Origin of the sequence: Sphingobium sp. D43FB (assembly GCF_002312805.1) — a bacterium.
In the GTDB taxonomy this organism is placed as follows: Bacteria; Pseudomonadota; Alphaproteobacteria; order Sphingomonadales; family Sphingomonadaceae; genus Sphingobium.
Genome location: NZ_NMUA01000018.1, coordinates 87,977 through 103,686, shown reverse-complemented (window position 1 = coordinate 103,686; position 15,710 = coordinate 87,977). Strand labels below are relative to the sequence as shown.

Annotated in this window: 8 protein-coding genes; 3 read left to right on the top strand and 5 right to left on the bottom strand. The window is 62.1% G+C overall.

Annotated elements, in window-relative coordinates; all coding sequences use genetic code 11:
• Nucleotides 1-325: 325 nt before the first annotated feature.
• Nucleotides 326-3,235 (top strand): MobF family relaxase, encoded by a 2,910-nt coding sequence (mobF, locus tag SxD43FB_RS15715; protein WP_096063008.1) that lies wholly within the window; start codon nt 326-328, stop codon nt 3,233-3,235.
• Complete coding sequence (locus SxD43FB_RS15710; RefSeq protein ID WP_096063007.1) at nt 3,232-3,783, top strand: lytic transglycosylase domain-containing protein; 552 nt, start codon at nt 3,232-3,234, stop codon at nt 3,781-3,783. Before mobF ends, SxD43FB_RS15710 begins: the two co-directional genes overlap by 4 nt.
• A gap of 377 nt (nt 3,784-4,160) precedes the next feature.
• On the opposite strand, the gene SxD43FB_RS15705 is transcribed toward SxD43FB_RS15710, so the two are convergent.
• From SxD43FB_RS15705 to SxD43FB_RS15690, 4 genes are all read right to left on the bottom strand, one after another.
• Nucleotides 4,161-5,657 carry an MFS transporter gene (locus SxD43FB_RS15705; RefSeq protein WP_096063006.1) on the bottom strand — a complete coding sequence of 499 codons (1,497 nt, stop codon included), beginning with the start codon at nt 5,655-5,657 and terminating at the stop codon, nt 4,161-4,163.
• Nucleotides 5,658-5,804: 147 nt separating this feature from the next.
• On the bottom strand, nt 5,805-7,877 hold the full coding sequence (locus SxD43FB_RS15700; protein WP_096063005.1) for a glycoside hydrolase family 97 protein: 2,073 nt from the start codon (nt 7,875-7,877) through the stop codon (nt 5,805-5,807).
• Nucleotides 7,874-9,484 (bottom strand): alpha-amylase family glycosyl hydrolase, encoded by a 1,611-nt coding sequence (locus SxD43FB_RS15695; RefSeq protein ID WP_096063004.1) that lies wholly within the window; start codon nt 9,482-9,484, stop codon nt 7,874-7,876. The genes SxD43FB_RS15700 and SxD43FB_RS15695 overlap by 4 nt, the downstream gene beginning before the upstream one ends.
• Nucleotides 9,481-11,340: an alpha-amylase family glycosyl hydrolase gene (locus tag SxD43FB_RS15690; protein WP_096063003.1), complete on the bottom strand. Its 1,860-nt coding sequence runs from the start codon at nt 11,338-11,340 to the stop codon at nt 9,481-9,483. Before SxD43FB_RS15690 ends, SxD43FB_RS15695 begins: the two co-directional genes overlap by 4 nt.
• A gap of 147 nt (nt 11,341-11,487) precedes the next feature.
• On the opposite strand from SxD43FB_RS15690, the gene SxD43FB_RS15685 reads away from it, so the two are divergent.
• Nucleotides 11,488-12,510 carry a LacI family DNA-binding transcriptional regulator gene (locus SxD43FB_RS15685; protein WP_069066739.1) on the top strand — a complete coding sequence of 341 codons (1,023 nt, stop codon included), beginning with the start codon at nt 11,488-11,490 and terminating at the stop codon, nt 12,508-12,510.
• Between the two features lie 371 nt (nt 12,511-12,881).
• Here SxD43FB_RS15685 and SxD43FB_RS15680 read toward each other — a convergent pair whose 3' ends face one another.
• Nucleotides 12,882-15,659 carry a TonB-dependent receptor gene (locus SxD43FB_RS15680; RefSeq protein WP_096063002.1) on the bottom strand — a complete coding sequence of 926 codons (2,778 nt, stop codon included), beginning with the start codon at nt 15,657-15,659 and terminating at the stop codon, nt 12,882-12,884.
• Nucleotides 15,660-15,710: the final 51 nt, after the last annotated feature.

The window sequence follows — 15,710 nt, the reverse complement described above, 5'->3', positions numbered from 1 at the left end:
ATCAGCGACAATCAGAGCGAAGAATCGCCCTTGCCAGCGACAATCTAACCCGGCACCATGAACCCGCCGCGACAATCTGTTCTCATCCTGATAGTCGCTGACCTCTCACCCAGATCGTCGCGCTATATGCGGTAGAGCCTCAGCGTGTATCGCCTGAACTTTCCCTTCCGGCCGGACGTGATGCAACCACGCCTCGTCGGGCGCGCGGGTCGCAGGCGCCCGCGGCGAAGCCAACCACCATGCTGGGGCCTAAAGCAGGCGCGCGCACCGTTCCGCTGTTCCGCCACGGGCGCGTCGATGACACCCCCGATGAGGCCGAACCGGCATGATTCATCCCCGGCGCCTCTCCGGCTCGGCCGGGAACATCGCCCGCTATTATTCGGTGGGAGATTATTACTCGAAAGGCGAGGGAGAACCCAGCGAATGGGGCGGCCTCATAGCGCGCGAACTAGGCCTTGAAGGGCAGGTCGATCCCCAGCGCTTCAAGGAACTCTTGGCTGGCAGCGTCGCTGGGCAGACGCTGGGCAGACACAGGGCGGATGGTTCAGTTGAACATCACCCAGGGTGGGACTTTGCCGTTAATGCGCCAAAGTCGGTGTCGATCATGGCGCTTGTCGGCAAGGACGATCGAGTGCTCGATCTTCACGAGCAGGCTGTCGGCGCGGCGCTTGGCTGGCTCGAAGAACATGCGGCGTTTCGGTACCGCAAAGAATGCGGGATCACCCATGAGACGACCGGCCGCCTTCTCTTCGCGCGCTTCACCGAACATGCCAGCCGCGAGCTTGATCCGCATCTTCACACCCATGTCGTCGTGATGAACATCACCAACCGAGCCGATGGCGCGCAGATGACAAGCCTTGAGACGCGGGCCATGTTCGCCGAGCAGATGGTAGCGGGCCAGGTATACCGCAATGCCTTGGCCCATGGCCTTCGCGAACTGGGATATGAGATCGATGCTGATCCGCAGCGCGGGTTGTTCGAGATCAAGGACGTCCCTCAAAAGCTGATCCAGCGGATGTCGCAGCGCGCCCAACAGATCAACCAACATGCCGCCGAACATGGCCATGCCGGCCAGGCGGCGAGGGTACGGTCCTTTTACCAGACCCGCCGCTCCAAGGAGAAGATCGGCCTGGATGATTTGCATGCCCAATGGCGGGAACGGGCCGGGAAAGAGCTAGCGTCCCTCACCCAGCTTCGTCAATCCGCTGGATATGGCGAGCGAGCGGTATTTGCCGTCGAGCCGGCACTCGCGATCCGGGCCGCGCTGTTTGGGTTGCGGCACAGTGAGACGGGCGAGGCCGTCAACAATCAGGGCCAGATCATCCGATCGGGACTCGCCGCCCATGTCGGTGAGGTTAGGCTCAGCGACCTTCGGCCATATATCCAGGAGCATGAGGCGAGGGGAAAGCTCCTTGCAGGGCGCCATCAGAGCGGGGACGCGATCCTTACCCGCGCAAGGACCAGCCGCAGGACTGTGCGACTCGAACTCGCCCTCTCAAATCACTTGGCCCTTGCTATCGACGATGCGCCGCGCCTGGCGTCCAGCGATCGCCTGCTGCTCGCTCTTGAGGGGGCGGGCCTTACACCGCCCCAGGAACAGGCGCTCGCGCTGCTCGCAGGTTCCCGAGATCGGCTGCTTGGTATCCACGGCGTCGCCGGCTCGGGGAAGTCCACCCTGGTGCGCGTGCTGGCGGCATCGCTAGATCCGCAGACCAGGATCCAGGCAATCGCGCCGACCTCTTCGGCGGCGGCCGAGCTGGGAGAGAATGCAGGGATATCCTCGCGGACGGTTGCCAGTCTCTTGGCGTCCGGCGGTCAGAGGCTCGACGGCAATGATCTGCTCGTCCTTGATGAGGCGGGGCAGGTGGGTAACCGTCAGGCACTCAGGCTCCTTGAGATCAGCCGCGATACCGGCGCACGCATCCTCCTTCTGGGCGATAACAAGCAGACCGGCGCCATAGAGCAGGGCAAGGCGTTCTGGCTTCTCCAGACGCTGGGGCTGCCCAAGGCAGAGCTCACCGAACCTGTGCGCCAGCAGTCCTCCCTCATGAGAGAGGCTGTGATGCAGGCCCGGCTTGGAGATTATGCTGGCGCGATTGATCGTCTCGACAAGGTCGTGACGGGCATGACCGCTGATGCCCTCGCCGGAGACCTTGTTTCGCAATGGGTTCGTCTGAAACCTGCAAACCGCGACTCGACGAACATCCTTGTTCTCGACAACGCCACGCGCCTGGTCGTGAACGACCAGATCAGACAGGCCCTTCGTGCCGAGGGCGGGATTGCGGCGCAGGACAGTCGGTTGCAGGTCCTGACGCCGGCCCGGATGTCGGTCGAGCAAAGGAAGATGGCGCGCTTTTATTCAGGCGGCCAGACGGTAATGTTCAGCCGTGACGACCATCGCTTGGGCGTCACGCGCGAGGCCGAGTATCGGGTCGTGGGGGTAGGGCGGGAACCCAACGGTCGTCCCATCGTGCGACTTGCTGATGAGCAGGGCAGGCAGATCCGTTGGGACCCTCGACTGAGCCGCGCGACACAGGTGAATGTCTTCAACAGCGAACAGCGCGACCTTGCCCAGGGCGATCGCATCCAATGGCGTCTTGCGACCAAGGCGCTCGATCTCAAGAACGCCGAGCGCGGCACCGTCGAGCAATTGCAGGGTTCGGTCGCCGCAATCCGATGGGATCGGACCGGCGAGGTGCGCGAGGTCGATCTCTCACGGTTCAAGACATGGGATTATGGCTATGCCGAAACCGTATTTTCCTCGCAATCCAAGACTTACGCCCGCGTTTATATTTTGGCACCGGTCGCTTCACCCCTTGTGAACGGCCAAAACTTCTACACCGCGATCACCCGCGCCCGGTTTGGGGTTAAGCTCTGGACCGAGGATGCAAAGCGGCTGACAGATAAGCTCGAGCGTCGCTCCGGCGAGAAGAGTTCGGCCCTTGAAGCCCTTGGGAAACTGAACAACCGGAAGTCCGATGCACTCCAGGCACGGTTTGGTCCGCAGATCGAAAAGGCTCGGTTGTTAAAGGCGGAAGGACGCCGAGACCGCGCACTCGATCGTTCAGGTTACCCTGTAGAGACGGGTTCGGCCGCCGCAGTCCGCCAGGCTATGGAGACCATGGCTCGCCTGTCCCGAGCACTGGTGAAAGGTCAGCCCGAACAGGCCGATGAGCGACCGGCAACCAAACAGCATGATCCCGTGCATCAGCCACGAAAAGGTTTGGAACGATGATCACCAAGATTTCAAGGGCGTCAGTGAGTTTTGCGGTGCTGCCCGTATTCTTTGTCGGGATCTTTGCCATGCCCGCTAGCGCGAGAATATCCGTGCCCCCATCAACAGACGCCCAGGAGCTTTTGATCGGCCAGTGTATCCGTCACCATTCTGAGGGGCGTAGATGGCTGGCGCACACCCTCTTCGCGCTGCGGCAGAAAGAGGATGGTTGGATCGGGGCGCAGGTTCGCAACAGCAATGGTAGCTTCGACCTCGGCCCCATGCAGGTAAATGACTGGTGGGTTTCAAAAATTGCGGCGCTCATCGATCGCGATGTTGTGTCTGTCCGGAATTGGCTGACAGATGATCCCTGCTTCAATGTGGGTGCGGCCAAATGGATATTCCTCTCCGCACTCTCACAAACCAAAGACTATTGGCAGTCGATCGGCGTCTATCATAGCCCGAACAGACGGCGGCAGATCGCGTATGCGCGAGACGTGGCGAGACTTCTCAGGGTCATGCCTCGCACGGTGGCCGCCAGACCGAACATTCTTGGCACCGGCGATTGACGTATCCCACCTGTGTGGCGAGGCGGCCGACCATCTGGAAATGGCTATCAAGGCCTAAGAGCGATATGGTCTTTTTGGAGTGAAGTGGGTAGAAGAGGGGAGCGGAAAAAGCATTGCTAGGTTGCGATGTTTGGCCGCTGCCTCGGGATAAAAACTGGGGTAAAATCAAAATGGCGGGATGAAATATCTTTTCTTCTCATGGGATTAACACTTACTGATCGGTTGCTGCCGGGCCCACCAAATCTTCAAACAGATAAAATGCGCTGACAATTTCTTGTAAAGACAAGGGGTTGGCTTTTATTTTGGCTTGGACCGCGTGCGAGGCGCATCAGCGTTTTCGGACGTTAGCGGCAAGCATCATCATGGAATCTCTCCGTCTAACGGCAGCGTAGCGTTGCCACCGACGCCAACAGCATGACGCCGGCGGCGAATGCCATGGTCCAGATGGGTTCGGTCGGAAAGGCGTGGCGCATGATGGTGCCCATGACGGTGGCGACCAGCAGTTGCGGGATGACGACGAAGGCGTTGAACAGACCCATGTAGATGCCAAGCTTCGCCTGCGGCACGCTGGACGCGAGCATGGCATAGGGCATGGCGAGGGTGGATGCCCAGGCGATGCCGATCGCGACTTCCGAGAGCAGCAGCATTTGCGCGTCGCGCAGGAACAGGAAGGACAAGAAGCCCAGTGCGCCCAGCATCAGCGCGATGGCATGGGTGTTCGCCTGGCCGATGCGGCGGGCGAGCGGTTGGAGCAGGAAGGGGGCGGCGAGAGCGGCGACGCCATTATAGGTCGCGAACAATATGCCGACCCAGTTGGCCCCGGCATTATAGGCGGGGCTGGCGGGATCGGCCGATCCGAACATATATTGGGCGACGACCGGCGTGGTATAGATCCACATGATGAACAGTGCGGACCAGGTGAAGAATTGGACGAGCGCCAGTTTCTTCATCAGCGGCGGCATGGCTGCGAAATCGCCGACGACATGGCTGAGCAGATTGTCGTTGCGACCCTGACCATGGAGCCAGCGGGCGACGAGGCGCGCCACGCCATAGGCGGCCAGCAACGCGCCGAGCAGATACAGTTCCTTTTCCAGCGACCAGGTCCACACGATCGCCAATATGGCGACGCCTGTCGCGATCCAGCCTGCTCCACCCGCAGGCATGGCGCGTGTCGCCGGTGCGAGGCCTGCGGCGTCGTCATCGGCCCGCGCAAAACGGGCCATCTGGTCGGGCGCATATTCGCGCGTCGTCAGCACGGTCCATAGCACCGCCAGGAACAGCGCGCCCCCGCCGATGTAGAAGCTGATCCGTACCGTGTCGGGCACCCCCGGCCCGACGGCGACATTGGCGACACCCATCTGGTCAAGCATCCAGGGGGTGGCAGAGCCAATCACCGCGCCCGCACCGATGAAGGCGGTTTGCAGGGCATAGCCGGCCATATGCTGATCCTTGTCCAGCATGTCGCCGACAAAGGCACGGAACGGCTCCATCGAGATGTTCAACGATGCGTCGAGTATCCAGAGCATCATCGCTGCCGCCAGCAGACCGGGGGCATTGGGCATCCCGATCAGCGCTGCCGCCGCGAACAGGGCACCCACAAAGAAATAGGGGCGGCGACGACCGAACCGACACCAGGTCCGGTCGCTATAATGGCCGATGATCGGCTGGACCAACAGGCCGGTCAGGGGCGCAGCGATCCACAGCAACGCCAGATCGTCCAGGCTTTCGCCCAGCGACTGGAAGATGCGGCTCATATTGGCGTTCTGAAGGGCGAAGCCGATCTGGATGCCAAAGAAGCCGAAGCTGATATTCCACAGTCCCGCAAAACCCTGTCGGGGGCGGGTTATCTGTGTGCTGTCATGTTGCCCGTCCATCCCGCATCCGCCCCTTAACTTCGCATATTTCCCGGCAATTTCGATATTTTATTGCCCGTTTCTGATCCTATCGGAAAGTCGGACGTCGATGCAGGCCGCGGTTGGCAGCATAGAGCGCGCGCGGCCTGTAGGACAGGAAATAGGATGTCAGCGCCGGCGTGGTTTGCCGCCCGCTACGAAACGGATCGCCTGACCGCCACCGGGTGCCAGCGCGATCGTCAGCCGGTCGCCCTTCCTGACCGTCTTCTTCTCGATCACGATCGCGTGGCGCGCGTCGGTGCGATAATCCGCGCCTGGTCCGTCACGGTAGATTTCCGCGACATAGCTGCGCCCGGCATCCAGAAAATCGAGCGTCACCTGGCTGGCGCGGGCTTCTTCGTCGCCAACCGCACCCAGATACCAGTCATCGCCGCCCTTTTCCTTGCGCGCGATCGTGACATAGTCGCCGACTTCGCCGTTCAGGACGCGGGTGTCGGACCAGTCGGTCGGCACATCCTTGATGAATTGGAAGGGGCCGGGATATTTCGCGTAATTTTCCGGCGTATCGGCGGCCATCACCACGGGCGAATACAAGACCACATAGAGGGCGAGTTGCTTGGCAATCGTCGATTGGATCGTGCTGCCTTCCGACCCGGACAGGCTCAGCACGCCGGGCGTGAAGTCCATCGGGCCGCCGAGCATCTGGGTGAAGGCCAGATTGGCTTCATGTTCCGGCGGGTTCTTGCCGCCGACCCAGGCATTATATTCCATGCCCCGGCCACCTTCGCGCGACACCCAATTGGGGTAGGTGCGGCGCAGGCCGGTGTCCTTGACCGGTTCGTGGCTGTCGATGCTGACCTTATATTTGGCGGCGGCCTGTACCACGCGCAGATAGTGATTCACCATCCATTGGCCCTCATGCCATTCGCGATGTCGGGTGCCATCGGCATCGACGCGCTCGATCTGCCCGGCATCAGTGACATAGCCGGTCTTCACCACCTGTTCGCCATGGTCGGCCGCCCATTTAAAGGCGCTGTCGAGTTGCGCGTCATAATGGCTGGCCGATCCGCCGGTTTCATGATGGCCGATCAGCGTGACGCCCTTCGATCTGGCATAGGCCGCCAGCGCATCCGCGTCGAAATCCTCGGTCGGTTGGGAGAAATTCATGGCATTGCCATCGCCGAACCAGTTGCCGTCCCAGCCGACATTCCATCCCTCGACCAGCACGGCGGGGATGCCGCTGGCGGCGGCAAAGTCGATATAGCGGCGGACATTGGCGTTGGTCGCACCATGTTTGGGACCGCGCGCCCAGCTCCATTCGCCCTTGATCATGTTCCACCACACGCCGACGAACTTGCCCGGCTTGATCCAGCCCGACACGTCGCCCAGCTTGTTAGGCTCGTTCAAGTTCAGGATCATGTGGTTCATGTAGAGGCCCGCCGCATCGTCGGCGATGGCGATGGTGCGCCAGGGCGTCGAGAAACCCGCATCGCGCGAGACTTTGGCGGTGCCAGCGCCCGGCGTCAGGGCGGCGCGGAACATGTTGCCCTGCACCCGCGCCAGGTTCATTGCGCTATAGTCGACCAATGCCGCTTCATGCAGCGCGACATGGGTGCCGCTGGCCAGCTTTACCGTCATGACGGTCTGCGCCGTGCCGACCGCATCGAGCGACGTCTTGTCGTAGAGATATTCCTCCCGGTTCCATTCAAAGGCGGGCTTCCACCAGGCGGTGCCGGGCTGGGCGAAGGCGAACTGGGTCAGTTCCTCGGCGATATTGGCATGGTGCAGATTGGGCTGGTCGGGCAGCGTGTAGCGGAAGGCCACGCCATCGTCGAACAGGCGGAAGGTCACATCCATTTCACGCTGAAGGTCGCTCTTTTCGCGGAAGGCGAGGCGGATTTCGCTGTGATTGTCACGAATGGTCGACCATTCGCCCCAGGGCTGCGTCCATGTCGTGTCGCGCCGGTCGCGCTTCGTGTCCGCCAGCGTCAGGTTGCGCTCGATCTTGGGCGCGTCGGTGAGCATGAAGCCAAGGCGGCTGTCGGCGATCAGCGGCTGGCCGTCGCGCTGCACGGCGTAGCTGGGGCGGCCCTCGCCATCCAGGCTGACGGTCAGAGTGATGCGACCATCGGGCGAGGCGGCCTTGGCGACGACATCGGCGCGCGCGGCAATCGGGGCCAGCGACAGGGCGAAAAGCGGGATGGCCAAAATGCGGAGGGTGGGCGCAGTCAGTCGCGTCATGCTATATGTCCTTGATAGTGGGCGACGAGGGCGGCGGCGGCGGGGAAGTGCCATGCCGTGGCACCCCCGCATGTCAGCATCGGCTGCCAGCGTTCCGCATCGTGCGGCGTCCAACTGACCGGCTGATCGCCAAGGTTGAAGATGCAGAGCAGCTGTTCGCCGCCATGGCTGCGTTCGAAGGCGAGCAGGTCACCGGGCATCTCCCGAAAGTCCACGGTGCCGGCGCGCAGGGCAGGATAGGCCTTGCGCAAGGCGAGAACCTCACGAGTCCAGTGCAGCAGGGAGGCGGCGTCCACCTCCTGCCGGTCGACGGCGAGCGGGCGATGCGCTTCCCCGATCGGCAGCCAGGGTTTGGCGTCGGAGAAGCCGAGATAGGGCGCATCGGCGATCCACGGCATCGGCGTGCGGGCGCCGTCGCGGGACAGGGTTAGCGGCCAATTGGCGATGGCTTCGGGGTCTTGCAAATCCTCGAACGCGATATCGACCTGCGACAGGCCCAATTCCTCGCCATAATAGAGGAAGATATTGCCGCGCAGGCAAGCGAGCAGCAGCATCTTCATCCGGCAATAGGCTTGCGGGTCATGATCCTTGGCCCAGCGCGATACGGCGCGGGGGGCATCGTGATTTTCAAAGGCCCAGCTCGGCCAGCCGATCCCCTGTTCCGCTGGCCATTTTTGCAGCGCGCTTTTCATCAAGTCGCTCGTCAGCGCAGGGGCATAGAGGAAGTCGAAGCCATAGGCGGTGTTGAGGCGCTGGTCGCCCTGGGTAAAGGCTTTCATCTCCCGGTCGCTGTCCGCGCCGCCGACTTCGGCGACGGTGAAGCGATCAGGATAGGCGTCGAACACGCTGCGGACCTTTTCGAGGAACAGCGGGATGTTCGGGTGGCTCTGATTATAGGTTTTGAGCTGGAAATCGAACGGGCGGGTGCGCAGGCTGCCATCGTCGGGTGCGGGCGGATTATCGCGCAGCTCTGGATCGTGCATCGAATGGTTGATCGCGTCGATGCGAAAGCCATCGACGCCCCGGTCGAGCCAGAAGCGGATGATGTCGAACACGGCGGCCTGCACATCCGGGTGGTGCAGGTGCAATTGCGGCTGTTCGCGCAGGAAGCTGTGCATATAATATTGGCCACGCCGTGCGTCCCAGGTCCAGGCCGGACCGCCGAAGACGGACTGCCAATTATTGGGCGGCGATCCGTCCGGCTTGGCATCGGCCCAGACATACCAGTCGGCCTTGGCATTGTTGCGGCTGGCGCGGCTTTCTACGAACCAGCCATGCTGGTCGGATGTATGCGCCCAGACCTGATCAACGATGACGCGCAGGCCCAGCGCATGGGCACGGGCGACCAGCGCATCGAAATCGGCGAGCGTGCCGAAAATCGGATCGACATCGCAATAGTCCGACACGTCATAGCCGAAGTCGCGCATCGGGCTTTTGAAGAAGGGCGACAGCCAGATCGCATCGACCCCCAGTGACGCGACATAAGGCAGGCGGGCGGTAATGCCGTTGAGGTCGCCGATACCGTCGCCATTGGAGTCGGCGAAGCTGCGCGGATAGATTTGGTAGATGGCGGCACCCCGCCACCATGGTTCAGGCATGTCGGTCATTCAGGGGACTTTGCAGATGGGGAAGACGGCGCGCGGACAGCGCACAGGCTGTAGCCGAGAGGGGGGAGGGTGACGGCCAGGCTGCCGGGGGCAGCGGCAGGGCCAGCGCAGGGTGCGCCCGCCAGCGTGGCGAAAGCGTCCGAGCGGACATCGACCTGGACATGGGTCTGGATCGGCGCGGTCGATGTGTTGAAGGCGATCAGATATTCAGCGCCGGTGTCGGGATCGAAGCGGGAGAGGGCGAACAGGCCGGGTTCTTCCGATCGGGCGCGCACCACCTGCTTGCCCCGGCGCAGGGCAGGGTGGGCGGTGCGCAGGCGGGCGAGCGCGGCGATGGTGCGATAGAGGCTGTGCGAGGGATCGAAGCGGGGCGTGGCGGTCGTGGCATCCGTGCCGACGAGGCGGTTGTCATTGTAGATGGCGACCTTGCTGCCGAACATATCCTCGCGCGCGTCCTGATCGCCGCCGTCACCGGTAAAGCCCTGTTCATCGCCATAATAGAGCGTCGGTGCGCCGCGCAGCGTCAGCATCATGGCGTGGCCGAGCGTGACGCGGTCCAGCACTTCCTGTTCGCTGGCGGCGGGAAAGGCGCGGCGGACGAAGGTGGCGAAGCGGCCATTGTCATGATTGCTAATGAAGGTCGGCAGTTGCCGCGCGGTGGCTTCACCCTGGACATAGAGGGCATCGCCCTGGAGCATCTTTTCCCACAGGGCGGTTGCGCCCTTGCCCGCGACGGTCTGGATCGCGACCTGGTGGAAGGCGAAATCGAGGACCGAGGAAAAGCCGCCCTCGCGCGTGTGCCAGGCGAGTGGGCCGGACAGGATATCGCTTTCCGACACTTCGCCGAAGATGTGGAAATTGGGGATGCCTTTGGCTTTTGCGCGGGCCTGCATGGCGGGGACGAAGGCCCGCCAGAAATGCGGGTCGACATGGCGGGCGGTATCGACGCGGAAGCCATCGACACCGAAACGGTCGATCCAGTCGCCGAATATCTCGATCATCCCCGCAATGACGCGCGGATTTTCGGTCATGAGGTCGTCCAGCCCGACAAAGTCGCCCATCGTCGCGCTTTCGCCGCGATAGGTCGTTTCGCCCCTGTTGTGATAGAGGGTGACGTCGTTCAGCCAAGCGGGCGTCTTGGTCTGTTCCTCGCCCTTGGGGATATAGGGCGTATAGGCGTAGGACGGATCGGTCAGCTGGGCGAAATTGTCCGCGCGATGGTCATTATCGCTGGTGAAGCCGGGATTGATCGGCTGGCCGGTGACGCCGCCGCGCCGTTGATAGGGATAGTCCGCGCGCGAGCGGTAGGTGCAGGCGGAAACGGCGCATTCGCGATATTGGATGACGTCGGCGGTGTGGTTGGCGATGATGTCCATATAGACTTTCATGCCCCGCCTGTGCGCGGCCTCCACCAGTGCCGCGAAATCGGCGTCGGTGCCGAAATGCGGATCGACATGGGTGAAGTCGGTGATCCAATAGCCGTGATAGCCTGCGCTTTCCTGGCCCTTGGCACCCTGCACCGGCTTGTTGCGGAAGATGGGGCCGACCCAGATGGCGGTCGCGCCCAGCCCCTGAATATAGTCTAGCCGTCTGGTGAGGCCTTTGAGGTCGCCGCCATGGAAAAAGCCCTTGGCCGTGGGGTCATAGCCATGGGTCAACCGGTCGCCGCGAAAGTCGCCCTTGTCATTGCGCGGATCGCCATTGTCGAAGCGGTCGGGCAGGACGAAATAGATGATTTCATCCTCCGGCAGGCGGGCGCGAAAATCTGCGGGAGCGGGCGGTGCGGCGGGTGCTGACAGGGCGGGGGTGGCCAGCGCCATCAGCTCGGCAAACAGCATGGGATTGCGCTTTCGCATTCCTCTTCCTCCTCTGGTCCGCACTGGCCTGATCGCCACGGTCTTATGCCCCCTTCTTAGTCGGCCTTTGTCGGTGCGGCCAAGGATGCGACATACGTATTCAAAGCCCGGCTTTCCAAGCGTGCCGGAGCGGCGTAGGATCAAGCGATGGCCGTCAATGAGAAAATCACGTCGTTCGACATCGCGACATTGGCCGGTGTTTCCCAGCCGACCGTATCGCGCGCGCTGCGCGGCGACCCCACGGTCAGCGAGGGGACGCGCAAGCGGATCGAGGCGATCGCCCGCCAGCTCAACTATGCGGTGGACAAGAATGCGTCATCGCTGCGCCGGGGAAAGAGCAACACGCTGGCGCTGCTGTTCTTCGAGGATCTGCTGCCCGACGAAAGCTGGATCAATCCCTTCTTCCTGTCGATGCTGGGGCCGATCCTGCAAACCTGCGCCAAGCGGGGCTATGACCTGCTGACATCCTTTCAGCAATTATCGACCGACTGGCATGTCGATTATGAAGATAGTCGCAAGGCCGACGGCATCATCCTGCTCGGCTATGGCAATTATGAGATTTATCGCGTCCGGCTGGAACAGCTGGTGGCGCAGGGGACGCATTTCGTCCGCTGGGGTTCGGTCGATGACCATGCGTTGGGCATGACCATCGGTTGCGATAATCGGCAGGGTGGGCGCGATGCGGGTCGGCATCTGATCGAACGCGGCCGCCGCTCGATTGCCTTTCTGGGCGATGCGTCCAACCGCTATCCCGAATTTCGCGATCGTTATGCGGGGCTGACCGAGGCGATGGTGGAGGCCGGCCTGCCGGTCGATCCGGGTCTGCATGTCGATGCGCTGTCGATCGAACATTCCGGCCATGAGGCGGCGCGCCGCCTGATCGCGCGCGGCATTCCGTTCGATGCTATTTTCGCCGGGTCGGATCTGATCGCGATCGGCGCGATGCGCGCGCTGGAGGAGGCGGGGATGACGGTGCCGAACGATGTGGCGATGATCGGTTTCGACGATATTCCCGCGGTCAGCCTGACGCGCCCGCCGCTGACCACGGTTGCGCAGGATTATCTGCTTGCGGGCGAGGTGCTGGTCGATGCGCTGATCGCCCAGATCAAGGGCAAGCCGGTGACGCCGACGCTGCTGGCGCCACGGTTGGTCAGCCGGATGACCGCCTGATCGCGTTTCACAGATTCGCGCAGCCCGAACGGCGGAAATCGGCAATGTTGCTGAAAAAAAAGGGACCGCCCTCTCCTGAAAGAAGCGGCGGTCCCGGCACTGCCTGCGTGCAGTCAGGCAGATTAGAGGGGCATCCTCCCCCGCCGGGAAGGATTTGAGAAGCGTTAGAGCGGGATGACGTTAAGTCGCATTACTCCGTTCGCCCTGAGTAGGGGCTGAGCTTGTCGAAGACCCGTATCGAAGGGTCGGCTGCGCTTATATCCTTCGATACGCCATTTCGACTTCGCTTAATGCCTGTCCTGAGCGCCTGCCTTGGCAGGCAGTCGAAGGGGCTACTCAGGACGAACGGTTCTGAGTAAAGTCATCACGCTCTAGAATTTGTAGGTGAGGCCCAGATAATAATCGCGGCCATAGCGTTGATAGTCGATGACCTGGCGCGGGTCGTCATTCTGGTAGGTGACGAAGGGCTGGTCGGTCAGGTTCTTGCCCTGGAGCAGGATCGACAGGCCGGTGAGCGGACCCGACTGGAATTCATAGCCGATCTGCGCGTCCAATATGCCCTCCGCCTTGGCCGTGCGGAAGGTGGGGGCTGCCGACAGGCCAGCGACTTCGCCCAGGAAAGATGAGCGGTAGCGATAGCTGACTCGTGCCTGGAAGCCGCTGCGTTCGAAATAGGCGGTGCCGCTGGCGACCCATTTGGAGAGGCCCGGCAGGGTCACGGTCGCGCCGGGATTGCTGCCATATTTGACTTCGCTGTGGGTGTAGGAGCCGCTGGCGAAGAGGCCGAAACCGTCAAGGGTCTCGGTGAACAGCTTGAAGGGCAGCGATGCGGTGGCTTCCGCGCCGATGATCGTGCCTTTGCCGTTGTTGGCGGGTGCCTTCAACAAGCCGATGGCGCCGCCATTGGCGATGATTTCGTTGCGAATATCCGCAGGCAAGGCGGGCAGAAGCGACGAGAAGTCATAAGCGATATTGTTGTTGGGATCGACGAAATCCGTCAGATTCTTGAAATAGCCCGACAGCGAGACATAGCCGCCATTGCGGAAATAGCGTTCCACCGACAGGTCGATATTGGTCGATTGATAGGGACGCAAATTGGTGTTGCCGCCGTTCGAGCTGAACGGGCTGTTGAACGGGTCGGAACCCAGGCCGATCTTCGAGGGATCGAAGCTGAATTCCTGGTTCACCCGCTCCTGGTCGAGGCGCGGGCGGACCATGGCCTGCGCGGCGCCGAGCTTGATGAAGAAACCCGGTTCCAGCTCGACCGACATCTGCGCGCTCGGCAGGAAATCGGTATAGCTGGTCTTGCCCGAAGCAGGCACCACCGTGACGACGCCATTGGCGAAGCTGGAAATAGTGCCGACCGAGCGCTGCCTGGAATGGATCACCTGCGCGCCGAACGCGCCCTTGAGCGGCTTGCCGCCCAGTTCGCCGTCCATCGTCATCTTGGCATAGCCCGTGAACACATCTTCCTTCACGAAGTTATCGCGCACGAGCGATTGCGGGCGATTATCATATACCGCGTCGAGGACATTATTGTAGAGATAGAGCGGATCAAGCGTCAGCATCGCCGGAACGCCCAGATAGCCGAGCGAGACGTTGGAGCCGAGCAGCGCTTCGCTGGGAACGGGGGCTGAACCGGGGGTGCCGCCCGCGATGGTGCAATCGGTGCCGCCCGTCGGACACAGAAAATAGCTGGTGAAGGCACTGGTTTTCTTGCGACGGCTGTAATTGCCGCCGACTTCCCAGTTGCTGAAGATGCTGCCTTCAATCTCGCCCGTCAGGTTCGTGCGGAACGAGCGCAGATCGTCGATGAATTTGGGCTGGTTCAGGAAGCCCGCCTGCACCACGGCGGTCGTGCCATTATAGCCCCAGCCATTGGGATCGGTCAGGCTGATGATGCTGGTGTCGGTATAGTCGATGGTCGGCACGATCTGAAACAGGCCGTTGGACTGGCGATCGACGCGCACGGTGTCGGGCACGCCCGACCGCAGATAGCCGGTGCCCGAATAGGTTTCGAGCAGGAAGTCGGTGCGCTTGGCGCGCGACCAGCTGGCATCGACGTTCAAGTAAAGCCTGTCGTTCAGGCGGAACTGGTTGTTCCAGCCCAGCGAGATGGTGTCGGCGGTGCGCTTGTTATAATCATTGCGCTGCACGCCATAGACGTTGCTGAAGGTCGCGCCGGTGACGAAGCCATCTTCCACCGTCACATCGCTGACGCCGACATTGGTGCCCCAGACCAGCGGAAATTCGATGCCGCGCAGACGCTGTTCTTCCTCAAAATGCGAATAGAGGACGTCGACGGTCGAATGGAAATTGTCGCTCGGCTGCCATTCCAGCGTGGCGACCGCGCCATAGCGCTTCAACAGGTTGGATTGGACATAGGGTTTGGCGCCGCCGATGATCAGGTTGTTGGCTGCATCGGTCGGATAGCCCCAGGCGTTGAAGCGCTCATTTTGCGACGGGGTGTGCGAGGCGGAAAAGCCGATGGCGAGGCCCAGCGTATCGTCGGCATATTGATCGACATAGGTGGCCGACGCGCGATAGCCATAGCGTTCGCCATCCGGGTTCAGCTTGTCGAGGCCGTTCATCTGGCCACGCAGGGCAACGGCGATGATGCGGTCATTCTTGTCGAGCGGGCGGAGCATCCGCAGGTCGACCGTGCCGGAAATGCCGGCCGCGATCAGGGCTGCGTCGGAACTCTTGTAGACATTGACGTTCTGGAAGAATTCGGACGGATATTGATCATATTCCACGCCGCGATTGTCGCCGACGGTCACCTGTTCGCGCCCGTTGAGCAGGGTGGTGGAAAAGTCGGGGCCAAGGCCACGGATCGACAGGCGCTGGTCGCGCCCTTCGAGACGTTGGGCGGTGACGCCCGGCAGGCGGGCGAGCGAGTCCGCGATCGAGACGTCGGGCAGCTTGCCGACATCTTCGGCCGTGATGGAATCGACGATCAACACCGAATCGCGCTTCATCTTGGCAGCGGAGGCCAGCGATGCGCGGATGCCGGTGACGACGATGGCATCGACGGGTTGGTCGGCGGCGGCGGCCGCGTCGGTTGTTTGCGCGGATGCGATCGACGTTACGGAAAGCGAAACGCCCGCCATCAAAGCCGCGCGCAGAACAGAACCAAATATAGTGTGCATTGCAGAAACACCCCTCCCCAAGACGCCTGTGACGGCGCTTCTTGCCGCTTT